Annotated in this window: 21 protein-coding genes; 15 read left to right on the top strand and 6 right to left on the bottom strand. The window is 62.9% G+C overall.

Going from position 1 to position 22283, the window contains the following annotated elements:
• Nucleotides 1–15: 15 nt before the first annotated feature.
• Both ACO06F_RS06595 and gcvA read right to left on the bottom strand, forming a co-directional pair.
• A complete protein-coding gene (locus ACO06F_RS06595) occupies nucleotides 16–1236 on the bottom strand; it encodes an MFS transporter (protein WP_421695892.1) in 1221 nt (406 codons plus the stop codon).
• Nucleotides 1237–1365: 129 nt separating this feature from the next.
• Complete coding sequence (gene gcvA / locus ACO06F_RS06590) at nucleotides 1366–2271, bottom strand: transcriptional regulator GcvA (RefSeq protein ID WP_421695891.1); 906 nt, start codon at nucleotides 2269–2271, stop codon at nucleotides 1366–1368.
• A gap of 99 nt (nucleotides 2272–2370) precedes the next feature.
• On the opposite strand from gcvA, the gene ACO06F_RS06585 reads away from it, so the two are divergent.
• From ACO06F_RS06585 to ACO06F_RS06560, 6 genes are all read left to right on the top strand, one after another.
• Entirely contained in the window at nucleotides 2371–3648 is a 1278-nt protein-coding gene (locus ACO06F_RS06585) for an aminopeptidase P family protein (protein WP_421695890.1), read from the top strand.
• A gap of 115 nt (nucleotides 3649–3763) precedes the next feature.
• Complete coding sequence (locus tag ACO06F_RS06580; RefSeq protein WP_421695889.1) at nucleotides 3764–4882, top strand: ABC transporter ATP-binding protein; 1119 nt, start codon at nucleotides 3764–3766, stop codon at nucleotides 4880–4882.
• A 9-nt stretch (nucleotides 4883–4891) separates the two neighbouring features.
• The gene (locus tag ACO06F_RS06575) at nucleotides 4892–5608 is read left to right on the top strand and encodes a DUF1194 domain-containing protein (protein WP_421695888.1); all 717 of its coding nucleotides are present in this window, start codon (nucleotides 4892–4894) and stop codon (nucleotides 5606–5608) included.
• 28 nt (nucleotides 5609–5636) lie between these two features.
• Nucleotides 5637–6776: an iron-containing alcohol dehydrogenase gene (locus ACO06F_RS06570; protein ID WP_421695887.1), complete on the top strand. Its 1140-nt coding sequence runs from the start codon at nucleotides 5637–5639 to the stop codon at nucleotides 6774–6776.
• Between the two features lie 19 nt (nucleotides 6777–6795).
• Nucleotides 6796–7419 (top strand): dimethylsulfonioproprionate lyase family protein, encoded by a 624-nt coding sequence (locus ACO06F_RS06565; RefSeq protein ID WP_421695886.1) that lies wholly within the window; start codon nucleotides 6796–6798, stop codon nucleotides 7417–7419.
• Nucleotides 7416–8228 (top strand): alpha/beta hydrolase, encoded by an 813-nt coding sequence (locus tag ACO06F_RS06560; protein WP_421695885.1) that lies wholly within the window; start codon nucleotides 7416–7418, stop codon nucleotides 8226–8228. Before ACO06F_RS06565 ends, ACO06F_RS06560 begins: the two co-directional genes overlap by 4 nt.
• Here ACO06F_RS06560 and ACO06F_RS06555 read toward each other — a convergent pair.
• The gene (locus tag ACO06F_RS06555; protein WP_421695884.1) at nucleotides 8222–9679 is read right to left on the bottom strand and encodes an amidase; all 1458 of its coding nucleotides are present in this window, start codon (nucleotides 9677–9679) and stop codon (nucleotides 8222–8224) included. The genes ACO06F_RS06560 and ACO06F_RS06555 overlap by 7 nt on opposite strands.
• 93 nt (nucleotides 9680–9772) lie before the next feature.
• On the opposite strand from ACO06F_RS06555, the gene ACO06F_RS06550 reads away from it, so the two are divergent.
• From ACO06F_RS06550 to ACO06F_RS06540, 3 genes are read left to right on the top strand one after another with little or no spacing between them, the layout of a single operon-like run.
• Nucleotides 9773–10693 (top strand): DMT family transporter, encoded by a 921-nt coding sequence (locus ACO06F_RS06550; RefSeq protein ID WP_421695883.1) that lies wholly within the window; start codon nucleotides 9773–9775, stop codon nucleotides 10691–10693.
• 37 nt (nucleotides 10694–10730) lie between these two features.
• A complete protein-coding gene (locus ACO06F_RS06545) occupies nucleotides 10731–11027 on the top strand; it encodes a type II toxin-antitoxin system RelE/ParE family toxin (RefSeq protein WP_421696635.1) in 297 nt (98 codons plus the stop codon).
• Nucleotides 10939–11331, top strand: coding sequence for a HigA family addiction module antitoxin (locus ACO06F_RS06540; RefSeq protein ID WP_421696634.1), 393 nt, complete (start codon nucleotides 10939–10941; stop codon nucleotides 11329–11331). Before ACO06F_RS06545 ends, ACO06F_RS06540 begins: the two co-directional genes overlap by 89 nt.
• Before the next feature lie 56 nt (nucleotides 11332–11387).
• Here the strand turns inward: ACO06F_RS06540 and ACO06F_RS06535 are convergent, their stop codons facing one another.
• Both ACO06F_RS06535 and ACO06F_RS06530 read right to left on the bottom strand, forming a co-directional pair.
• The gene (locus ACO06F_RS06535) at nucleotides 11388–12968 is read right to left on the bottom strand and encodes a trimethylamine methyltransferase family protein (RefSeq protein WP_421695882.1); all 1581 of its coding nucleotides are present in this window, start codon (nucleotides 12966–12968) and stop codon (nucleotides 11388–11390) included.
• 102 nt (nucleotides 12969–13070) lie between these two features.
• Nucleotides 13071–14276 (bottom strand): cytochrome P450, encoded by a 1206-nt coding sequence (locus ACO06F_RS06530; RefSeq protein ID WP_421695881.1) that lies wholly within the window; start codon nucleotides 14274–14276, stop codon nucleotides 13071–13073.
• Nucleotides 14277–14349: 73 nt separating this feature from the next.
• Here ACO06F_RS06530 and ACO06F_RS06525 point away from each other — a divergent pair, with 73 nt between their 5' ends.
• The 6 genes from ACO06F_RS06525 to ACO06F_RS06500 are packed head-to-tail and all read left to right on the top strand — an operon-like array spanning nucleotide 14350 to nucleotide 21377.
• Entirely contained in the window at nucleotides 14350–15147 is a 798-nt protein-coding gene (locus tag ACO06F_RS06525) for a M55 family metallopeptidase (RefSeq protein ID WP_421695880.1), read from the top strand.
• A complete protein-coding gene (locus ACO06F_RS06520) occupies nucleotides 15147–16343 on the top strand; it encodes a multidrug effflux MFS transporter (protein WP_421695879.1) in 1197 nt (398 codons plus the stop codon). Before ACO06F_RS06525 ends, ACO06F_RS06520 begins: the two co-directional genes overlap by 1 nt.
• Before the next feature lie 49 nt (nucleotides 16344–16392).
• Nucleotides 16393–17652, top strand: coding sequence for a sarcosine oxidase subunit beta family protein (locus ACO06F_RS06515; RefSeq protein WP_421695878.1), 1260 nt, complete (start codon nucleotides 16393–16395; stop codon nucleotides 17650–17652).
• Nucleotides 17649–17894, top strand: coding sequence for a sarcosine oxidase subunit delta (locus ACO06F_RS06510; RefSeq protein ID WP_421695877.1), 246 nt, complete (start codon nucleotides 17649–17651; stop codon nucleotides 17892–17894). The genes ACO06F_RS06515 and ACO06F_RS06510 overlap by 4 nt, the downstream gene beginning before the upstream one ends.
• The gene (locus tag ACO06F_RS06505) at nucleotides 17891–20845 is read left to right on the top strand and encodes a sarcosine oxidase subunit alpha family protein (RefSeq protein ID WP_421695876.1); all 2955 of its coding nucleotides are present in this window, start codon (nucleotides 17891–17893) and stop codon (nucleotides 20843–20845) included. Before ACO06F_RS06510 ends, ACO06F_RS06505 begins: the two co-directional genes overlap by 4 nt.
• A complete protein-coding gene (locus tag ACO06F_RS06500) occupies nucleotides 20838–21377 on the top strand; it encodes a sarcosine oxidase subunit gamma (RefSeq protein ID WP_421695875.1) in 540 nt (179 codons plus the stop codon). The genes ACO06F_RS06505 and ACO06F_RS06500 overlap by 8 nt, the downstream gene beginning before the upstream one ends.
• Here ACO06F_RS06500 and ACO06F_RS06495 read toward each other — a convergent pair.
• Entirely contained in the window at nucleotides 21340–22230 is an 891-nt protein-coding gene (locus tag ACO06F_RS06495; protein ID WP_421695874.1) for a LysR substrate-binding domain-containing protein, read from the bottom strand. The two genes, ACO06F_RS06500 and ACO06F_RS06495, sit on opposite strands and share 38 nt — an antisense overlap.
• Nucleotides 22231–22283: the final 53 nt, after the last annotated feature.

The raw sequence follows: 22283 nt of genomic DNA, 5'->3' as shown, positions 1-22283 counted from the left end.
TCTACGACGAAAAGGTCAACCTGCGCTTTGCGCGTCCGCCAATTGCCGCCGGCTCGGCAGGAACATGGCAAGCAGCCCGATGACCGGCAGGAAGGAGCAGATGTGGAACACAAAGCCGATCGAAGTTGCATCCGCCACCATGCCGAGGAGGGCGGCACCCGCCGCAGCAATGCCGAAGGCCACACCGAAGAACAGCCCTGAGATCATCCCCACGCGCCCAGGCATCAGCTCCTGCGCATAGACCAGCATGGCGGAGAAGGCCGAGGCCAGGATGAAGCCGATGGGAACGGAGAGCACCACCGCCCAGAAATGATTGGCATAGGGAAGGGCCAGCGTGAAGGGCAGTGCGCCCAGCACCGAGAACCAGATCACGGCCTTGCGCCCGATCCTGTCGCCGATGGGGCCACCCAACAGCGTGCCCGCCGCGAAGGCTGCGAGATAGACGAAGAGATCGACCTGCGCCTCCTTGGCCGAAAGGCCGAAGGTGCCCATGAGGTAGAAGGTGTAAAAGCTGCTCAGGCTCGAGGTATAAACGAATTTCGAGAACATCAGGCAAAGCAGCACGGTGAGGGAGGTGACGACCATGCGGCGCGGCAGCGGCTTCGCCGGGGGCGCTGCCCGCCTGGCACCGCCCTGGGGCGAGAGATGATGCGCATACCATTTCGCTGCATAGCTCAGCACCGCCACGGAGATGAGGGCCATGGCCGCGAACCAGGCAACACTCGTCTGCCCATGGGGAATGACGATGAAAGCCGCGAGGAGAGGGCCGATCGAGGTTCCGAAATTGCCGCCCAGCTGGAACAGGGACTGCGCGAAACCGAAGCGCCCGCCGGAGGACAGCCTGGCGATGCGCGAGGCCTCCGGGTGGAACACCGAGGAGCCAATGCCGATCAGCGTGGCGCCCAGCAAAACCATGGCGTAGCTGCCCGCAAGGCCCAGGATCACCAGGCCCACCAGTGTAAGTGCCGGTGCGAAGGGCAGCGAGAAGGGAATGGGCCGCTTGTCCGTGTAGAAGCCAATCACGGGCTGCAGCACGGAGGCCGTGGCCTGAAACGCCAGCGTGATGAAGCCCACCTGCGCAAAGCTCAGATGGTGGATCTCCCGCAGCAGCGGATAGATGGACAAGAGCAGCGCCTGCAGCGTGTCATTGATCATATGCCCGGCCGACACCGCGAGAAGCACGGCATAGGCCGCACTCTGGGCAGAACGGGCAGCAATCGGGTGGGTGGTGGCCATGGCCCAAGCACCTAGCCGGAAACCAAGGGCATGGCCAATGCCGAGCGGACAGGTTGGCTATGACTTCAAGGGACAGTCTTGAGAGCCGGACACGCGGTCCCCCACCCCTTCCCCCTTCTGGGGAGGGATTCACCCCGCCCGGGCCGCTGCCAGGAGCCAGTCCTTGAACAGATCCAGCGCCTCGGAGCGCCGGCCGATGCCGGAGGCGGGTTCGATGATCGAATAGGCGTAATCATGCTTGATCTCGATCTCGAACAGCTGCACCAGGCGGCCGCTCGCCAGATCATCCGCAATCAGGCTTCGCGGGCAGAGTGCGATGCCTTGGCCCGCCAGTGCCGCCGCGCGCAGCAGGTTGAAATCCTGGAAGATGGGTCCAGGCGAGGGGCCTGCATGCCTGAGGCCCGCATGGCGCATCCAGTTCTGCCAGTCGAGGCGGTCCGTATCATGCAGCAGGGGCTTACCCAGAATGGCCTGCGGCACGTCGAAGGGGCCCTGCTTTTCGAGATAGATCGGGTTGCAAATGGGAACCGTCGTGCCCGGCAAGAGCCTGGTGCTGCGGCAGCCCTCCCATTCTCCGGGGCCCCACAGCACGGCGATGTCCACTTCGTCGAAGTCGAGCTTCAGATTGGCGAAGGCATAGATCACCTTGACCGAGACTTCCGGGTGGTCCTGAAAGAACTGGGACATCCGGGGGATCAGCCAGATCGTCGCGAAGGAGGGAAGGGCTGCGATGGTGAGGGCCGGTCCCGCCTCGCTGTGCTGCAGCCTTCGGCAGGCCGCCGCCATGATGTCGAAAGCCTCGGCGAGGGACCGGGCGAGTTCCTGCCCCTTGAGTGTGGGAACGGTCTGCCGGCCCAGCCTGTCGAACAAGGTAAGGCCGAACCATTGCTCGAGCTGGCGCACCTGGTGGCTGACGGCGGATTGCGTGACGTTCAACTCCTCCGCCGCGCGCGAAAAACTGCCTGAGCGCGCTGCCGCCTCAAAGCAGCGCAGAGCGTTGAGAGAGGGCAGGCGGGACAAGGGGCGGAGCTCCATGAGAAAAACTCATAGAGTATGTGAGGGATCATCTTTTGACACAAGCCCCCTTCCGGGAACTTATTCCCCCCATCCACGCCAACCGGAGACGCCACGCACATGTCCCTCGACCGCCCCGCACTTGTCGATTACCGCAACAATGGCAAGAGGCCGAAGCCCACCTTTTCCGCGGGCGAAATGCAGCGCCGGCAAGATGCGGTGCGGGGCTGGATGGCGAAGGCCAAGGTCGATGCCTGCCTGTTCACCAGCTACCACAACATCAATTACCTCTCGGATTTCCTCTATTGCTACTTCGGCCGCAAATATGGCCTGGTCATCACCAAGAAGCAGGCGACGTCCGTGACCGCGGCAATCGACGGCGGCCAGCCGGCCCGCCGCACCTTTGGGGACAATGTCACCTATACGGACTGGTCGAAGGAAAACTATTTCCTGGCGGTCAAGGGCCTGGTGAAGGGTGCCAGGCGAATCGGCATCGAGTTCGACCATGTGAACCTCGATTTCCGCACGCAGCTTGCTGATGCCTTTCCCGGCGTCGAGTTTGTTGACGTCGCCGCGCCGTCCATGCGGCTGCGCATGATCAAGAGTGCCGAGGAAATCAAGCACATCACCAAGATGACGCGCATTGCGGACATCGGCGGCGCCGCCGTCGTCGAAGCCATCGCCGTGGGTGTGCCCGAGCATGAAGTGGCGCTTCATGCAACGCAGGCGATGGTGCGCGAAATTGCCAAGGTCTGGCCCAATGGCGAGCTGATGGACACCTGGACCTGGTTCCAGTCCGGCGTGAACACCGATGGCGCGCACAATCCCGTCACCTCACGCAAGATCAGGCGCGGCGACATCCTCAGTCTCAACTGCTTCCCGATGGTCGCTGGCTATTATGTGGCGCTCGAACGCACCCTGTTCGCCGAAACCGCATCGAAGGAGCACATCAGGCTGTGGGAGGTGAATTGCCACGTGCATGATGAGGGCAAGAAACTCCTCGTGCCCGGCGCCAAATGCTCGGACGTGGCCAAGGCGCTGAACGAGATTTATGCAAGCCACGATCTTCTCAAATACCGCACCTTTGGCTACGGTCATTCCTTCGGCGTGCTCTGCCATTACTATGGCCGCGAGGGCGGCCTCGAACTGCGTGAGGATTGCGACACGGTGCTGGAGCCCGGCATGGTGGTTTCAATGGAGCCGATGATCATGATCCCCGAAGGCCAGAAGGGCGCGGGCGGCTATCGCGAGCATGATATTCTCGTGATCACCGAGAAGGGCAACCGCAACATCACCGGCTTCCCCTATGGTCCCGAACACCTGATCGTGAAGGCGGGCGGCGGCAAGGCGGCCAAGAAGAAGGCGCCTGCGAAGAAAACCGCCAGCAAGAAGCGCTAAAATACAGCAGATCCGGCAGGGCCGCGCAGCCAGAGGGGCTTCACATCCTCCGGCGCGCGGCCTATGATATTTTTTCAAGCCGACCATAAATCAGGAAGCGTGGGGAAATCGGGGAATGGCCAAGGACGTTCCGGCAAGCGATGCGATGGTGCGCTTCGCCAATGTGCAGAAGAGTTATGACGGTGAAACGCTCGTCGTAAAGAACCTCAATCTGGACATCGCCAAGGGCGAGTTCCTCACCATGCTCGGTCCCTCCGGCTCCGGCAAGACGACGACGCTCATGATGCTGGCAGGCTTTGAGCCCGCCACCCACGGCGAGATCTACCTCAAGGACCAGCCGATCAACAATGTGCCGCCGCACCGGCGCGGCATCGGCATGGTGTTCCAGAACTATGCGCTGTTCCCGCACATGACGATCAATGAGAACCTGGCCTTCCCCCTGCAGGTCCGCAACGTCCCAAAGGCGGAGACGGAGGAGCGCGTGGCCAAGGTCCTCAAGATGGTGGAACTGCCGCAGATGGGCAACCGCCGCCCTGGCCAGCTCTCGGGCGGCCAGCAGCAGCGCATCGCGGTTGCCCGCGCCCTGGTCTTCGAACCTGACCTCGTGCTGATGGACGAGCCGCTGGGCGCTTTGGACAAGCAGCTTCGCGAACAGATGCAATATGAGATCAAGCATATTCATGACCGGCTGGGCGTCACCATCGTCTACGTGACGCATGACCAGTCGGAAGCGCTCACCATGTCCAACCGCATCGCGGTGTTCAATGACGGGATCGTGCAGCAGCTTTCAACACCTGCTGACCTTTATGAGCGCCCGGTCAATTCCTTCGTGGCGCAGTTTATCGGCGAGAACAACAAGCTGAAGGGCACGGTTGCGGAGATCGCCGCGGACAACGTCGCAACCGTCAAGCTCGAGACGGGCGAAATGGTGAAGGCGCTTGCCATCGGCCCGCGGGAGAAGGGCGGGCGCACGCTGCTCTCCGTCCGTCCGGAGCGTGTGGAGATCAACCCGAATGTCGCGACGGCGGATGTGATTCTCAGTGGGCGCATCGCCGAACTCATCTATCTGGGCGATCACATCCGCGCCCGGCTTGAAGTGGCAGGCCATGATGACTTCATCGTCAAGGTGCCTAACAAGGGTGCTGCGAATGATGTGGCCGAGGGGCGCGAAGTGAAAGTCGGCTGGAAGGCAGCGGACTGCCGCGCGCTCGATTACGCCGAGTTCCGGCATTGAGGTGAGGAGATGGCGGCCAGGCGCGGGTTCAGGACCATCGCCTGCTGGCTCGCCGGCCTGCTGATCTCCTTTGGCTTGCTCCTGCCGCTTCCCGCAGGTCGGGCCCAGGATTATGAGGTCGATCTGGCGCTGGTGCTGGCGATTGACTGTTCCTTCAGCGTCGATTCCCGCGAATTCGCCCTGCAGATGGAAGGCCTGGGCCGCGCCTTCATGCGCGATGAGGTGAAGCAGGCGATCGCCCATGGTGTGCGCCAGCGCATTGCGGTCACGGCGGTGCAATGGTCGGACGATCAGAACCAGAAGATCGTTCTGCCATGGACCATCATCTCCGGCGGGGCCGATGCCGACGAAATGGGCCTGATTCTCATGAACATCCGGCGCGAACTGGCCGAAGGCGGCACGTCGCTGTCAACCGCCCTCACCTTTTCAGGAGCACTGCTGGCGTCCGCCCCGTCAGCCGAGCGCCGGGTGATCGACGTCTCGACCGATGGGCGCAACAACTCAGGCCCGCCCGTGGCCCCGTCGCGGGACCGGCTGGTGGCGCAAGGCATCACCATCAACGGACTCACCATTCTCAACGAATGGCCAACGCTCGACACATATTTCGAGAACAATGTGGCGGGGGGGCCAGGTCATTTCGTCATCCCCGCCAATGATTATGATGCCTATGGCGAGGCAATCATGCGCAAGCTCTTGCGTGAAATCACCGGTCCGGGCATCACCTGAGGCGGGTTTTCTCAATGCGAGTGCGTTCATGACCAGTTTTACGCTGAACCCCATGCCCGAAATCCGCTTCGGCGCGGGAAGGCTAGCGGACATTGTGCCCAAGGCGGAAGCGCTCGCCGGGCGGGGTGCTGCGCTGCTGATGGTGGCGGACCCCGTGCTGCGGCCCCTCGGCATCACGGCGCTGGCGCTCGACCTTCTGACCCAGGCAGGCTTCGAGACCCATGTCTATGAGGGCTTCGCAGGCGAACCCCGCGCCCAGGACGTGGATGCCGCCGCTGCGCTTGCAAGGCAGCACGGCACGAAGCTGGTGATCGGCCTTGGCGGCGGTTCGGCCCTCGATACGGCAAAGCTCGCGGCCTGCTGCGCAGCCTCGGGGCTTGCGGCATCCGCCTACGCACTCAGTGCCACGCCGCTTCCCGCGAACCGGCTTCCCGTCATCGCCGTGCCCACCACGGCTGGCACGGGGTCAGAAGCAACTTCGATCTCGGTGTTCAGCGATGCCAGCAAGGCCAAGGTCTGGGCCTGGGGACCGGAGCTGAAGCCGGTGGTTGCGATTCTCGATCCGGAACTGACCGTCGCCCTTCCGCCCGCTGTCACGGCCGGAACGGGGCTTGATGCGCTGGTCCACGCCATCGAGGCGGCCACCAACAAATATGCCAATGCCGAAAATGATCTCTATTGCCTCGAGGCCATCCGCCTGATCTCGGCCGCACTCGAGAAGGCGGTCCATGATCCGCGGGACATTGCCGCGCGCGGCGCCATGCTGCTGGGCTCCTGCTATGCAGGGGTCGCGATCGACAATTGCGGAACGGCACTGGCCCATAACATTTCCCATGCCGTGGCCAATCTCGCAGCGATCCCGCATGGCCGGGCCACGGGCCTTGCGATGCTGGCCACCATCGATTGGGTGGCAGAGGGAAACCGCACAGGCTTTGCCCGCGTCGCGCAGGCCATGGGTGGCGATGATCCCCACGCCGCTTTCGACCGGCTGGTGCGTGCCAGCGGCATCCGGGTTGCGCTGAAGGAGGATCTTGCGGGCATCTCTGCCGAGGCCCTGGCGCGCGATATGGCAGCGCCCGCCAATGCGCCGATGCGAAAGTCCACCAGGCGTTATCCAACGGATGAAGATCTGCCGCTCCTGGCGGAGCGCTTCCTCACGCTCGTCTGACTGTGCTGGAGAACCGCCCGTGAACAGAGATCTTCCCGAGAATGCCCGCTGGCTGGTGGAGGCCATTGCGCGTGCCCTTCAGCCGCGCCACGGCACCGGCGTGGCCGAGGTGCTGGCTCGCCTGGCCGACCAGGATGTGAGTGATGGCGCCTTCCGTGCACCTGAGCCGGCAGGACTTCCCGTTCTCGCCCATTTGCCGCAATCGATCGGCGAGACCTTGCTGCTCGATGCCGATGTGGCCGCCGCCATCGCCGCGGTGGAGGAGGAATTGTGCTGGCGGCAATCGTCCTCTTATAGCGACGCGCTGCTGGGCGAAGGCTTCACGCGGAACTATGGCTGGGCGGAGATCATCGGTCCTCACGGCTTCTTCGCCGGTGACGATTTTCTGCTGGGCCTTCTGATGCTGGGCCCGAACCGCCACTACCGTGACCATTTCCACCCCGCACCTGAGCTTTATTGGCCGCTCACCTCGGGTAGCCAATGGAGCATCGATGGTGGCGATTTTGCCGAGGTGCCGCAGGGCGCCACCATCTGGCATCCGCCCATGGCACTGCATGCAACCAAGACCAGCGAGACCCCGCTGCTTGCCGTCTGGTGCTGGACGCGGGATACTGGCACGCCAGCGAAACTCGCGGGTCCATGACGCTGCTGCGGTTCATCCTCATTGCCGCCGCAACGGCCTATCTGGTGATCCTGCTCGTCATGTATCTGCAGCAGCGGAACCTCCAGTATTTTCCCAGCCGCCTGGGCACGCCGCCAGGTGAACTGGGCCTTCGCGGGGTCGATGAGGAGCGGATTTCCACGCCCGATGGCGAGACCATCGTGCTGTGGTACGCGCCAGCGAAACCTGGCCTTCCCACCATTCTGTTCTTTCACGGCAATGCCGGCGAACTCGCAGGCCGCGCGGCGCGCATGGCCTTCTATCAAGCGCAGGGCTTTGGCGCGCTGTTCGTGTCCTACCGGGGTTATGGTGCCAGCACCGGTGCGATTTCGGAGCAGGGGCTCATCACAGATGCACGCGCCGCCTATGAATTTCTCGTGAGCCGCGGCGTTGCGCCCGGGATGATTGCGGTGGTGGGCGAATCCCTCGGCACCGGCGTTGCCGTGCAATTGGCCGCACAGGCGCCGGTGGGCGCTGTGGCGCTGGAAGCACCTTACACGGCGACTGTGGACGTGGCCGCAGACATCTACTGGTGGCTTCCCGTGCGCTGGCTGATGAAGGACCAATTCCTGTCCCGCGAAGTCATCAGCAACGTCACCGCGCCCTTGCTGGTGCAGCACGGTGCGGCTGACCGCATCATCCCCGCCGCCCAGGGCCAGCGCCTCTTCGCGCTCGCCAATGAGCCCAAGCAGCTCGTCATCATCCCCGGCGCGGGGCATGACGTCATCGGAAGTCCCGAGGTGTGGTCACGCGAGCTGGAATTCTTCCGTGAACGGATCAAACCTCAGTAACCCGGCGGCGGAACGAAGCCGCCATATTCCTTTTCCAGAAGTTCTGCGAAGCGGATGGACGTGTAGTCGCCATATTGGCGGGTGATGATCTGAACGCCTGCGGGCAAGCCTTCAGGCGTGAGGCCCATGGGGGCGACGGTTGAGGGGAGCAGGAAGCAGCCGGAATAGCCGGCCCAGAACAGTTGGTCCGTGGTCGGAACACGCTTGCCATTCACCGTGATCTTGCGCTCGTGGCGTTCGCCCGCATGATCATGCGGGAAGGCGGCAGAGGCGGCGGCGGGGCAGATCATCACGTCCCAGTCCTCGAAGAACTGGTCCCACAGCAGGCGCATCTGGTGGCGGCGTTCATTGTATTTGAGCCAGTCCCGATGCGGCAGAACGTAGGCGCGCAGCATCTTTGTGAGGTAGCTGTCATCCAGCGGATCGGATGCGGCGACCTTGGCGGAATTGGCGGCAAACTCCTGGTCGGACTGGCGGCGGCTGGTGGCAGAGCGCAGGAGCGCGATATAGACGTCCATCGCCTCCTTGGTGGAAAAGCCGGGGCGCGCGGTGGTGGAGAGTGTCTTCACGCGCTTGCCCAGGAACTGGGTGAGCTTGCCGAGCAGGTCTTGCACGGGCAGATCCACTTCCGACTGCTCATCGGTGACCATCACCGCCACGCGGAATTGCTTGAGGGTCTTCTGCGGCGCAGGCGGGAGCGCCAGGCGGTAGCCGCGCGCCTCGGTTTCGACCGGCCCCGCGATCACCTTCATCATCGCCGCCAGATCGCGAGCGGAGCGCGCAAGCGGGCCTGCCACCGTGATGTCACCCGGCTGCACCACGCCCGGCAACAAATGGCCCTGATAGGGAACGACCCCATAGCTGGGCTTGTGGCCATAGACGCCGCAATAATGCGCAGGGTTGCGGATGGAGGCGCCGATGTCCGAGCCGATTTCAAGCGCTGACATGCCGGTGGCGAGGGCCGCTGCCGAACCACCCGAAGAGCCACCGGGCGAGCGGGTTACGTCCCACGGGTTGTTGGTGGTGCCATAGATCGCATTGTAGCTCTGCCAGTCCGCCAGCATCAGGGGAACATTGGTCTTGCCGTAGATCACCGCGCCCGCCGCCGTGAGGCGTGCGATCGCCACGGCATCGGCTGACGCGATGTTGTCCTTGAAGTGGGGGTCCCCCCAGGTGGAGGGGAGGCCCGCCATGTCAAAGCTTTCCTTGGCCGTCATTGGCACCCCGTCAAACGCACCGAGGGGCTTTCCGGCCTTGAGGCGCCGGTCCGCTGCCGCGGCTGCCTTTTTGGCACGCGGAATATCCGTGGTGATGACGGCGTTGAGCGCGCCATTATGCCTCCGGTACTGGCCGAGGCAATCCTCGAGCAGGGCTGAAGCCGTGGTCTTTCCGGCCCGCAGCAGGCGGGCGAGGTCCGTGGCGGAACGGAAGTGTAGGGGTAGGCTGGCCATGCATGTCTCCTGTCCCCATCAAGCCTAGCCTCGCATTCCAGAACTGCAATCCCCCCTGCTGACGGGGCAGCCTTGAGCGTATAGAGAGCCACGATGGACCGCCGCAGCCTCATCATCGGGTATTCGCTGGTCGCGTCTGGCTCCGCGCTGTTCGCGTCCAAGGCGATTTTCATCAAGCTCGCCTATCTGGAGCGCTATGATGCGCTGCTCATCCTCGCTTGGCGCATGGTCTTTGCACTTCCGGTGTTCCTCTTTGTCGGCGCCTTCGAACTGGTGAGGCGCAGGCGTGCCGGGGTTCCCCTGCCGCGCCGCAATGCCGTGCTGGGGGCGATCGGCATCGGCCTCATCGGCTATTATCTCGCGATGATCCTGGATTTCGGCGGGCTTCTCTATGTGTCTGCCCAGCTGGAGCGGCTGGCGCTGTTCACCTATCCGATCTTCCTGATCTTCATCGGCGCCGGCTTCTTCGGCATGCGGCTGACGCGCACAAGCCTCATTGCCGCTTTCATCTCCTATCTGGGCCTTGCTGCCGTGTTCGCCACGGATTTCTCCGCCGGCGGCTCCAACATCACCTTCGGCACGGCGCTGGTGCTGGGCTCCGCCGTGAGCTTTGCGATCTATCAGCTGATGGCCAAGCGCTACATCAGCGACATGGGCCCGACGCTCTTTACCTCCGTGGCGCTCTCGGCCGCCGCCGTCACGACGCTGCTGCACGTCTTCATCGTCCGCGGCCACCTCGATACCTCGATGTCGGCGCATTACTTCCTGCTGGCGGCAGGAACGGGGCTCTTGGCGACGGTGATTCCGTCCTTCTTCGTCAATGCCGGCATGGCGAGGATCGGTGCGGCCTCGACTGCGATGATCTCGAATGTCTCGCCGCTGCTGACCATCTATTTCGCGGTGGTGCTGCTGGGAGAAGCCTTCACCCTCTCCCACGCGCTGGGCACCGCGCTGGTGGTGGGAGGCGTTGGCTATCACACCTGGAGAGAGCTGAAGGCCCCAGCACGGGCGTGAGTCCTTTTTCATGTGGGCTTGAAACGTGTATCACGACATGATACATACCATCATGATTGTTGGCACCAAGGGCAAGCTGGCATCTGGCGCAATGCGGGACCAGTTCGGAAAGGGGTTCCCCGCTGATCTCGTCAGGAGAACCCGTGCCATGCTGTCCGCATTGGAAGCAGCAGTTGTTCTTGAAGATTTGCGGTTTCCGCCTGGCAATCACCTTGAAGAACTCAAAGGAGGCCGCGCAGGCCAACATTCTGTTCGGATTAACGATCAGTGGCGGATCTGCTTCAGATGGACCGATCAAGGGCCAGCCGATGTTGAAATCGTTGACTACCATTGAAGGAGACACATTCATGTCTTTGCTCATGACCCCATCTCACCCCGGCGACGTGCTGCAGGAGCTTTATCTGACGCCGCTCGGGTTGAGTCCCATCTCTCTGGCGCGCCGTATTCATGTGCCGCGCACCCGGATCGAACGGCTGCTGCGAGGGGAGACGGCTGTCACCGCTGACACCGCAATGCGCCTCGCGAGGGTCTTTGGCACGACGGCGGAATATTGGCTGAACCTGCAACGCGGCTGGGACCTGGCGCGAGCGCGCGAAACGATTGATGTGTCTGGAATAGAACCGCTCGCGGCGGCGTGAAGGCGAGGCGGCCAATGTTCTCTCCCGAGGTTGCGGGAGAGAACAATCAAGCAAGGTCAGCTCACATTATCCGGCAGCACTTCCTTGCGCTTGGCCATGAATTCGGTGAGCTGGTCATCAATGCCCTGGTCCAGCGGCGGCGCCTCATAGTCGCGCAGCATCTGCTTCCAGCGTTCATTGGCGCGGACGACGATGTCCTTGCCGCCTTCATCGCGCCATTGCTCGAAGGAGTTGTTATCCGCCAGCTGCGAGCGCCAGAAGGCGTTCTCGAAATTGGCCTGGGTGTGCGCGCAGCCGAGGTAATGGGCACCGGGGCCCACTTCGCGGATGGCGTCCATCGCCTGGCCGTTCTCGGAGAAGTCCACGCCTTCGGCGAACTTCTGGTACATGGTCAGCTGGTCGGCATCCATGATGAGCTTCTCATAGCCCGATGCCAGCCCGCCCTCGAGCCAGCCCGCGGCGTGGAGGCAGAAATTGACGCCGGAGAGAACGGTCGACCACATGGTGCTGGCGCTTTCATAGGCCGCCTGCGCATCAGGAAGCTTCGATCCGCACAGGCTGCCGCCGGAGCGGAAGGGCACACCCATGCGGCGGGCGAGCTGTGCTGCACCGAAAGTGACCATGGCGGGCTCAGGCGAGCCAAAGGTGGGCGCACCCGACTGCATGGACATGGACGCCGCGAAGGTGCCGAACACCACGGGCGCACCTGGGCGGCAGAGCTGGGTGAAGGCGATGCCGACGGAAGCTTCCGCCAGGATCTGCGTGAGCGTGCCGACGGTCGTCACCGGCGACATGGCACCCGCCACGATGAAGGGCGAAATCACGCAGGCCTGGTTGGCGCGCGCCAGAACCTTGAGCGCACCCAGCATTACGCCGTCCCACACCATGGGGGAGTTGGCGTTGATGAGCGAGGTCATCACGCAGTTCTGGTCCACGAACTCCTTGCCGAAGACCATCTCCGCCATGGCAACGGAATCCGCCGAGCGTTCGCCCGCCGTCACCGAGGCCATGAACGGCTTGTCGGAATATTTGATGTGGCTGTAGATCATGTCCAGGTGGCGCTTGGCCACCGGAATGTCCACGGGTTCACACAGCGTGCCGCCGGCATGATGCAGGCTCGGCAGCATGTAGACGAGCTTGGCGAAGTTGCGGAAATCCTCGATCGTGGCATAGCGGCGGCCCTCATCGAGATTGCGGATGAAGGGCGGGCCGTAGACGGGAGCAAACACGGTGTTGTTGCCGCCGATCATCACGCTGTTCGCGGGGTTGCGTGCATGCTGCATATATTCGCGCGGCGCGGTCTTGATCAAAGAGCGGACAAGCCCCTTGGGAAAGCGCAGGCGGAAACGCCGGGGGTCGGTGGCGGAGACCTTCACATCGGCGCCGGCGTCCTTCCACATGGCGACCGCTTCTTCGTCTTCATAGAAGTCGATGCCGGTTTCCTGCAGCACGATTTCGGCGTTGTTCTCGATCAGCTCCAGCTGCTCATCGGTGAAGGGCTCATAGGCCTTGATGTTGCGGCGGATGAAGCCCGCGTGCTTCACAGTGGTCGAGGTGCGCGCGGCGCGGCGGGCATCAGCACCACCACGGGCGCGGCGGCCGGACGGGGGAGCAATATCGGGCTGGACGTCGGTCATGGATCAAGCCTGTTGAGAAGTTTTCACCTGAGGGGTGGTTTACGCTCAACCGAGGCTGGAAGCGTGAGAGGAAACGTCAGGCCGTGGCCGGGAAACGACGCCCTAAAACGTCACGCGCAGGCTCTCCAGCCCATGGAAATGATAGGCATTGCGGTAGCGCGGGCTCTCCGCCAGCGCCAGCTTCGGAAAGCGTTGGAACAGCAGGGGAAGCGCAATCTGCATTTCGAGCCGTGCGAGGGGCGCGCCGATGCAGAAATGGATACCAGCCCCGAAGCTCACATGAGGGTTCGGGGTCCGGTGGGGCATGAAGCGGTCAGGCTCGGGAAAGCGCGCAGGGTCCCGGTTGGCGGCACCCAGCATGAGGCCCACGCTCTCGCCTTTCTTCAAATGTAGTCCAGCATATTCAACGTCTTCCAGTGCATAGCGGGTAAAGAGGTGGAGCGGCGCATCGTAACGAAGGCATTCCTCGATGTGCGTTTCGCCGATCATTTCACGGATATCCTGTTCGAGCAGGCATTTGATGCCGTTTCCCAGGGCGTGAACCGTCGCCTCATGGCCCGCGTTCAGCAGCAAGATGGCGGTGGTGACGAGTTCATCTTCGGATAGCTTCGCACCTTGCTCCTCGGCCCTGATGAGTTCGGAGAGCAGGTCTTGCCCCGGCTCCTTCCGGCGGCGGGCGATATAGTCCCGCATGAAGCTTGAGAATTCGACCGTGGCCTTCACAGCGCGGTCTTCCACGCCGCGGTCACGCCTTGCCTGATACATCGCGACCATATCATGGGACCAGGCGAGGAGCTGCTGCGCCATCTCAGCTGGCACTCCCAGAAGATCGCAGATCACGATGACCGGGATGGGTGTTGCATAGTCGTTGAGAAGCTCCGCTTCGCCCTTATCTTCGATGCGGTCGATCAGGCCATTGGCGAGGCTGGCGATGGCGGGCCGCAGCCGCTCCACCTGGCGGGACAGGAAGGAGCGGTTGATGAGGCCCCTCAGCCTGGTGTGGACCGGTGGCTCCAGCTCCAGAAGCGAATGCGATTCAAAGTCATAGAAGGGTTTCATGTGGCTGGGCGTGGCCGGCCAGCCCAGCTCCTCGCGGCTGGCCACATGCAGGATCTGGCGGCCGAAGCGCCGGTCCCGCAGCAGGGCGTTGACGTCCTCGAAACGGGAGAAGCACCAGATTCCATAATGTTCCCAGCGAAACACCGGGGCCTCGGCCCGGATCGCGTGATAAGCGGGGTAGGGGTTATTGAAGAACGCCGGGTCGACGGGATCGAGAAACACGGTTGAGCGGGTTTTATCAATGCGCATGGCTGCCATCTTCCCGCGAAGTCGCCTAATCTTTCAAGTCCGGCTATGAAGCGGCAAAGGGCGAGGGAATATCATGAAGGTCTATATCAGCGTCGATATCGAAGGTTGCGCCGGAATTACCCACTGGGACGAGGCCGGCAAAAACCATGCCGACTGGGCCGAATTCCGCGAGCAGATGACGCGTGAGGCCGTGGCCGCAATCGAGGGCGCGCAGATTGCAGGGGCAACCGAGATTCTGGTGAAGGACGCGCATTCCTCCGGCCGCAACCTCATCGCCTCCATGCTCCCCGGAGATGTCAGGCTGATCCGCGCCTGGATGGGCCACCCCTTGTGCATGGTACAGGACTTGGACGAGAGCTTCGATGCCGTGATGATGATCGGCTATCACAGCGCGGCCGGGTCTGAGGAGAACAGCCTCGCCCACACGTTGTCCCATGATGCGGCCGAAATCCGCATCAACGGCAGGCGGGCCTCGGAATATCTGATCCATTCGCTGGCCTCCTCCATGCTGGGCGTGCCGACGGTGTTCGTCTCCGGCGACAAGGGGCTGATGACGGAGATCGAGGAGATAAACCCCCATGTCGGGCGTTGCGCGGTGAAGGAGGGGCGGGGACAGTCCACCATCTCCATGACGCCCAACGCTGCCTGCAAGGCCATCCGCGAAGGGGCAGCTTCCTCCCTGCGTGGCGACCTCAAGCAATCGCTGCTGGCAATACCTGAGCACGTGATCGTGGAGATTGCCTATTCCAACCCCGTGCTGGCGGCGCGTCACCGGTGGTACCCCGGCATGGAATATCTCGGCAACCGCACTGTCCGCTTCGAAAGCAATCATTATTTTGACGTGCTGCGCATGCTGAATTACGTGACCTGATGCGCGACACCGGGAAACTCTCCGTCGAATTCATTCTGCTGGTGGCGTTGCTCAACGCCATGGTGGCGATGTCGATTGACACCATGCTGCCGGCCATTGGCTCGATTGCACATGAATTGGGCGCGGTGGATCCCAACAGCCGGCAATTCATCATCACCACCTTCTTCGGCGGGCTGACACTGGGCACGCTGATCTATGGGCCGTGGTCGGATTCGCTGGGCCGCAAGCCCACCATCGGCTTTGGCCTCGCCATCTACGCTTTGGGCACGTTGATCTGCCTGTTCTCGTTCAATTTCCCGATGATCCTGATTGGCCGCTTCATCCAGGGTTTCGGCGCCTCTGCCCCGCGCATCGTTTCGATTGCCATGGTGCGTGACGGCCAGGCGGGTGCCGCCATGGCGCGGGTCATGTCCTTCGTGATGATGGTGTTCATGCTGGTGCCCATGCTCGCCCCCTCAATCGGCACACTCGTTCTCATCTTCGCCAACTGGCGCTTCATCTTCCTCGGCTTCCTCGCCGTGGGCGTCATCGCCGGGCTGTGGCTGTGGCTCCGGCAGGATGAAACGCTGCCGCGCGACAAGCGCACGCCGCTGGCGGTTTCAAACCTGCTCTCCGCCGCGGGCGAGGTGCTGCGGAACCCTATCGCCATGGGTTACACCGTGGCAGCGGGCACGATTTTCGGCGCCTTCATCGTCTATCTCGGAACCTCCCAGCAGGTGTTCGCGGAGCTTTATGGGCAGGGGCCCTATTTCGCCTTGTGGTTCGCCTTCTTTGCGTGCGGCATGGCGCTGGCGATGCTGGCCAATGCCCGGCTCGTCATGCGGCTTGGCATGCGCAAGCTCTCGAAGCTGTCGCTCAGGGTCTTCGTGGTGCTCGCCGTTCTGTTCCTTTGCGTCAGCCTGTTCTACAATGGCCTGCCGCCCTTGTGGATGATGGCGGCCTATCTCTTCGTCAGCTTCTTCTGCTCCGGGCTTCTATTCGGCAATTTCAACGCGATTGCCATGGAGCCCATGGGGCGGATCGCCGGCATGGCGGCGGCCATCATCGGTTCACTGTCCTCGCTCATCGCCATTGTGACGGGGGGCTACATCGGCCAGCTCTATAACGGCACCGTCATCCCCATGGTGGCAGGCTTCGCGGGGCTGGGTCTCGTCACCTTCGCCGTCACCGAATGGGCGGAGCGGCACCGGAGGTGAGGTTTCTTGACCTTGCCGAAGCCTGCCAAGTTCTGATAGCAACGCGCCCGTGTCCAAGCATTATTCAGCCTTAGCCCTCGCGCGCCATGCCCTGCAGCCGGACCTTCCCTGGCCGCGGGCCTGGGAGTCGCCTGAACCCAGATCCTCTTACGACGTGGTGATCGTCGGCGGCGGAGGCCACGGCCTTGCCACCGCCTATTACCTTGCCAAGAACCACGGCATCACCAATGTGGCGGTGATCGAGCGGAGCTACATCGGCTCCGGCAATGTGGGCCGCAACACCACGCTGATCCGCTCCAATTACATGATCGGCGGCAACACCGCCTTCTTCGAGCATTCCATGAAGCTCTGGGAAGGCCTTTCGCATGAGCTGAATTTCAACTGCATGGTCTCCCAGCGCGGGCAGATCGTGCTGGCGGTCAGCCCGTCGCAGATGGATGTTTTCGCGCGGCGCGGCAACACAATGCGGCTCAACGGGATCGACGCCGAATTGCTTGATGCCGGCGAGGTGCGAAAGCTTTTGCCCTATCTCGATTATTCGGCGGAGGCACGCTGGCCCATCTATGGCGCCATCATGCAGCCCCGCGCTGGAACGGTGCGCCATGATGCCGTGGCCTGGGGCTATGCCCGCGCGGCATCCGCACTCGGCGTCCACATCATCGAGAATTGCGAGGTCACGGGCTTCGTGATCGAGAATGGCCAGGTCTCGGGTGTCGACACATCCAGGGGCCGCATCAATGCGGGCAAGGTCGGCATCGCGGTTGCGGGTCACACGTCGCATGTGGCGAAGATGGCAGGCCTCAAGCTGCCCGTGGAAAGCCACATCCTGCAGGCCTTCGTGACGGAGCCGGTGAAGCCCATCGTCGATCACGTCGTGTCCTGGGGGGCTGAGCTCTTCTATCTCTCGCAGTCTGACAAGGGCGGCCTTGTTTTCGGCGGCCACATTGATGGCTTCAACACCTATACCCAGCGCGGCCAGTTCAACCGCATTCAGACCGTGGCGGAATGCGCGGTCTCACTCATGCCCTTCATCTCGCGGCTCAGGCTGCTCCGCCACTGGGGCGGCATTCAGGACATGACGCCGGACGGCAGCCCCTTCATCTGCCGTACGCCTGTGAAGAACCTCTATCTCAACGGCGGCTGGTGCTACCAGGGCTTCAAGGCAACGCCGGCCTCGGGCTGGACCTTCTCCCACACCATCGCCCGTGACCAGGAACATGAGCTCGCCCGCGATTTCTCCCTGGACCGCTTCGCAAAGGGCAGAGAGCTCGATGAGTTCGGCCTCGGCAATTGGACCTACAAGCAATGATGATCCCATGCCCCTGCTGCGGAGAACGTGACGTCTCCGAATTCCGCTATGGCGGCGATGCGTCCAAGCAGCGCCCCGCGCATGGAACGGGCGATCTTGAAACCTGGCATGACTATGTGTTTCTGTTCGAGAACCCCAAAGGTCCGCATACGGAATATTGGCAGCATGTGCTGGGCTGCCGCCGCTGGTTCAAGCTTGCCCGCAACACCGCAACCAATGAGATTGAGGGCGTGGTGCAATGAGGAATTTCCGCAGGCTGCCCCAGGGCGGCCGCATTGAGCGCACGAAGCCCGTCTCCGCCCGCTTTGACGGCAAGGTTCTGAACGGCTTCGCGGGCGATACGCTGGCCTCCGCTCTGCTTGCCAGCAACAAGATGCTGATCGGGCGCAGCTTCAAGTATCACCGTCCGCGCGGCATTCTTTCCGCCGGCATCGAGGAGCCGAACGGCCTTTTCACCATTGGTGAGGGCGCCTCGGCTGAACCAAACGTCGCCGCCACGGTGACGGAACTGGTGGATGGATTGGTGGCGCAATCGCAGAATGCCTGGCCATCACCTGCCTTTGACCTGATGGCGGTCAACTCGATTCTGAGCCCGCTGTTCCAGTCCGGATTCTACTACAAGACCTTCATGGGCCCCACCAAGGGCTCCTGGATGTTCTATGAGCCCTTCATCCGAAAGGCCGCGGGCCTTGGCCGTTCCTCCGATCTTCCCGATCCGGACCGCTATGACATGCGCTTTGCCTTCTGCGATGTGCTGGTCATAGGCTCCGGCCCGGCGGGCCTCGCGGCGGCTTTGACGGCGGGCCGCAGCGGCGCCCGCGTGGTGCTGGCGGAACAGGACCGGGCGCTGGGTGGAAGCCTGCTTTCGTCGAACAATGCCGAACAGGAGGCCTGGCGTCTGGCCGCGGTTGAAGAGCTCGCGAGTCTTCCCAACATCGAAGCCTTCACCCGCACGGTGGTGCAGGGGCTCTATGACGGGAACCTTGCCATTCTGGTGGAAAACCGCAGCCACGCCCACCCCGATGCGCGGAAGGGCGAGGCGCGGATGATTCTCACCCAGCTTCGCGCCAAGACCATCGTGATGGCCACTGGCGCCATCGAACGCCCGCTTGTCTTCTCCAATAATGACAGGCCGGGCGTAATGCTGGCCTCGGCCCTCCGGACCTACGCCAACCGCTATGCGGTGGCGCCCGAAAGGCGCGCCGTGATCGTCACCAACAATGACACCGGCTATGACGCGGCCCTCGACCTGGCAGCGGCGGGCGTTGCGGTGACGGTGGCGGATCACCGCTCAAGCGTCTCTTCGGAGGTGCTCGCCCGCGCCGGAGCCAAGGGCATTGCCATCTTCCCCGGAACGGGAATTGCCGATGTGGAAAGCGCCAAGGCAGTCACCCGCGTGAAGCTTGGTGGTCTGCACGCTGTTTCAATCGAGTGTGATGCGGTTGGCATGGCTGGCGGATGGTCGCCGGCCGTTCACCTCTCCTCGCACGGCGGCATCAAGCCGAAATATGACGAGACGGTTGCGGGATTTGTGCCGGGCGGCTTTGCGCCGTCGCATTTTGGCGCAGGCGCCATGATGGGGACGTTCGGTCTCTCTGCCGCCGTGGCCGAGGGCGCCAATGCTGGTGCCTCCGCTGCTTCAGCCACAGGCTTCGGCAAGACGCGGCCCCTCTATGCGCCTGAACACGTCAGTGACCGCAGCTACGCCATTCTCGCAGACTGGACCCCGCCCACCAGCGCCAAGGGCAAAGCCTTCGTCGACTTCCAGAACGATGTGACCATCAAGGATGTGAAGATCGCGCATCAGGAAGGCTATCGCTCGGTCGAGCATCTGAAGCGTTACACCACGCTCGGCATGGGCACGGACCAGGGCAAGACCTCCAACATCAACGCGCTGGCCCTGATGGCGGGCTATCGCGGCATCACGATACCTGAGGCCGGCACCACCACATTCCGCCCGCCTTACGCGCCGCTCACACTGGGTGCGATTGCCGGGCGCACGAAGGGCGCTCACTTCCGCCCCGTTCGCCGCTCGCCGCTCCATGACTGGCATGAGAAGAACGGCGCCACCTTCATTGATGCCGGGGTCTGGAAGCGCGCCTGGTATTACGCGTGGGCGGGCTCGACCCCCGAGTCGGCATATGTGGAGGAGATGGAACTCGTCCGCAAGGGCGTGGGTCTCGCGGATGTGTCTACCCTGGGCAAGATCGACATTCAGGGGCCCGATGCGGCGGAGTTTCTGAACCGCGTCTATGTCAATGGTTTCGCCAAGCTCCCCGTCGGCAAGGTGCGCTATGGTGTGATGCTGAATGACGATGGCATCGTGCTGGATGACGGCACCACGGCGCGCATCTCGGACACGCAATTCTACATGACGACGACGACGGCGCAGGCCGGCGAAGTTATGTCCTGGCTTGAATATCTGCTGCAATGCCACTGGACGGACCTCAATGTGCAGGTGGCATCGCTGACCGATGAATGGGCGGGCATGGCCGTCTCGGGCCCCAAGGCGCGCGAAGCCTTGAAGCTCGCTTTTCCGGACGCTGATCTGACCAACGAAGGCTTGGTCTATATGGGCTGCAGGGACATTGCCTTTGAAGGTGTTCAAGTGCGCCTGCTGCGCATGTCATTCTCCGGCGAGCTTGCCTATGAAGTGCATGTGGCGGCGGATTATGCGATCAGCCTGTGGGAGCATATTCTCAAGGCGGCAGCGCCCACCGGCATCAAGCCCTATGGGCTCGAAGCGCTCGCCAGCCTGCGAATCGAGAAGGGCCATGTGGCGGGGCTCGAGCTCGACCATCGTAACACCCTCGATGACCTGGGCTTGGGCAAGATGGCCGGCAAGGAGAAGGATTATGTGGGCCGGGCACTCCGCTTCCGCGAGGATTGCCAGAGCCCGGAGCGCTGGAGCCTCGTCGGCCTTGAGCTGATGGAGCCGGACAAGAAGCTGCGCGGCGGCGCCATTCTGTTTGCCGCCAACGACGAGATCAAGGGCCATGGCCGCGGCTATATTACCTCCGTCACCTGGTCGACGGAGCTCAACAAGTTCATTGCATTGGGCCTCTATCACGGCGGCTTGAAGCATGAGGGGGAGGAAATCATTGCGGCCTTCCCCCTGAAAAACGAGCAGGCGCGGCTGAAGATCGTCTCCCCCCACTTCATCGACAAGGAAGGGGCCCGCCTCCATGCTTGACCGCCACTCAGCGCTCGCCTCCGTAAAGCCTTATGCGAGCAGCAGCTTGACGATTGCGGAACGTCCGGGCTTCGTCCTTACCCAGGTGGCAGGACTCGGACCCGATTTTGAATCGAAGCTCACGGCAATCCTGGGGCCACTTCCGGCCAGCGTGAACGTGTCACAGGCGAACGGCAATCACACCATCTTTCGCATCGGACCTTCCCAGTTCTGGATTGTGGGGCCGGAAACGGATGCAACGCCGAGCATGCTTCAGGGGCACTGCGCCGTCACACCGCTCAGCCACGCGCGGGTGCGTATCGCGCTCAGTGGCGCCTCCTCCCGCGCCGTTCTCGCCATGCTGATGCCCATCGACTTTCATCCGCAGGTCTTCACGCCGGGCGCCGTCGCCCTCACCGGGCTGCACCACACGCCGGTCACCGTCCACTGCACGGGCGAGCACGCCTTTGACATCTATGTGCTGCGCACCTTCGCGCGCGATGTCTGGGATGCGATCACCGATGCGGCGCTTGGCTTCGCAGATAGCCGGTAAGCTGCAGGAGCGCTGCTTTCCGGGCTTTGGTGCTGGGGTAGATGGCGCAATAGTCATGCCCAAGCGGCAGTGCATTTTGATCCAGCATCACGAGGTCTCCCTTGCGGAGCAGTTCCTGCGCCAGGGCGCGCTGGCCCAATGCGATGCCAAGGCCCCGCCGCGCAAAATCAAGCGCAATCTGTGAGGAGCCGGCGCGGTGGCCCTTTGAAGTGTCAATGCGGCGTGCGGGCAGGAAACTGGCAAACCACTCCTCCCAGGAGGGGTGTGAGGCGAAATCCTCGCCCCAGCTCGTGTGAATGAACAGGCTGTCATCAGCCGCAGCCAGGGACAGGCGCGCGGCGAGGGCCGGCTGGCACAATGGCAATACGGCGTCGCGAAACAGCGGCACGCTCTGGAGCCCTGGGTAGTGGGCGCTGGCATAGCCAATGCGCAGGTCGATCTCGCCATCTGCAAAATTCACCGGATCGTTTTCGATGCGAAGGTCGATGCGCAGGGCGGCCCCTTCGCTGAACGCCGCGAAGGCCGGCATGAACCAGCATTCGGCGAGCGAAGGGATGACGCTCACGGCGAGCTTCGCACGGCTGCTGCCAGCCAGCACGCGCTGGGTGAGGGCGGCAAGGTCCTCCAGCGCCGGGGTGATGCCGGCGTGAATGGCCTGGCCCGCATCCGTCAGCACGATCCGGTTGTTGAGCCTGGTGAACAGTTTCCGCTTGAGGAAGCGCTCGAGGTTCCGCACCTGCTGGCTCACCGCCGCTGGGCTCACATTCAATTCGGCAGCGGCCGTCACATAGCTCCCCGTCCGGGCGGCCGCCTCGAAATATTTCAATGCGTTGAGCGGGGGGAGTTTGAGCATGGCCACAACTCTGCATCAGAAAAACTGAGTCAGACTAACATTTTGACGGCTTG

The organism is Aestuariivirga sp., from assembly GCF_965227715.1.
Taxonomy (GTDB): domain Bacteria; phylum Pseudomonadota; class Alphaproteobacteria; order Rhizobiales; family Aestuariivirgaceae; genus Aestuariivirga.
The sequence above is the reverse complement of the archived record's forward strand: the minus strand, read 5'-3'. Positions and strand labels throughout refer to the sequence as shown.

Coding starts and splice junctions, on each gene's coding strand:
- ACO06F_RS06520 (WP_421695879.1), top strand. CDS start 15,147: ATGCGCGACACCGGGAAACTCTCCGTCGAATTCATTCTGCTGGTGGCG.
- ACO06F_RS06505 (WP_421695876.1), top strand. CDS start 17,891: ATGAGGAATTTCCGCAGGCTGCCCCAGGGCGGCCGCATTGAGCGCACG.
- ACO06F_RS06550 (WP_421695883.1), top strand. CDS start 9,773: ATGGACCGCCGCAGCCTCATCATCGGGTATTCGCTGGTCGCGTCTGGC.
- ACO06F_RS06545 (WP_421696635.1), top strand. CDS start 10,731: ATGATACATACCATCATGATTGTTGGCACCAAGGGCAAGCTGGCATCT.
- ACO06F_RS06535 (WP_421695882.1), bottom strand. CDS start 12,968: ATGACCGACGTCCAGCCCGATATTGCTCCCCCGTCCGGCCGCCGCGCC.
- ACO06F_RS06500 (WP_421695875.1), top strand. CDS start 20,838: ATGCTTGACCGCCACTCAGCGCTCGCCTCCGTAAAGCCTTATGCGAGC.
- ACO06F_RS06555 (WP_421695884.1), bottom strand. CDS start 9,679: ATGGCCAGCCTACCCCTACACTTCCGTTCCGCCACGGACCTCGCCCGC.
- ACO06F_RS06560 (WP_421695885.1), top strand. CDS start 7,416: ATGACGCTGCTGCGGTTCATCCTCATTGCCGCCGCAACGGCCTATCTG.
- gcvA (WP_421695891.1), bottom strand. CDS start 2,271: ATGGAGCTCCGCCCCTTGTCCCGCCTGCCCTCTCTCAACGCTCTGCGC.
- ACO06F_RS06570 (WP_421695887.1), top strand. CDS start 5,637: ATGACCAGTTTTACGCTGAACCCCATGCCCGAAATCCGCTTCGGCGCG.
- ACO06F_RS06580 (WP_421695889.1), top strand. CDS start 3,764: ATGGCCAAGGACGTTCCGGCAAGCGATGCGATGGTGCGCTTCGCCAAT.
- ACO06F_RS06585 (WP_421695890.1), top strand. CDS start 2,371: ATGTCCCTCGACCGCCCCGCACTTGTCGATTACCGCAACAATGGCAAG.
- ACO06F_RS06525 (WP_421695880.1), top strand. CDS start 14,350: ATGAAGGTCTATATCAGCGTCGATATCGAAGGTTGCGCCGGAATTACC.
- ACO06F_RS06495 (WP_421695874.1), bottom strand. CDS start 22,230: ATGCTCAAACTCCCCCCGCTCAACGCATTGAAATATTTCGAGGCGGCC.
- ACO06F_RS06510 (WP_421695877.1), top strand. CDS start 17,649: ATGATGATCCCATGCCCCTGCTGCGGAGAACGTGACGTCTCCGAATTC.
- ACO06F_RS06575 (WP_421695888.1), top strand. CDS start 4,892: ATGGCGGCCAGGCGCGGGTTCAGGACCATCGCCTGCTGGCTCGCCGGC.
- ACO06F_RS06595 (WP_421695892.1), bottom strand. CDS start 1,236: ATGGCCACCACCCACCCGATTGCTGCCCGTTCTGCCCAGAGTGCGGCC.
- ACO06F_RS06530 (WP_421695881.1), bottom strand. CDS start 14,276: ATGCGCATTGATAAAACCCGCTCAACCGTGTTTCTCGATCCCGTCGAC.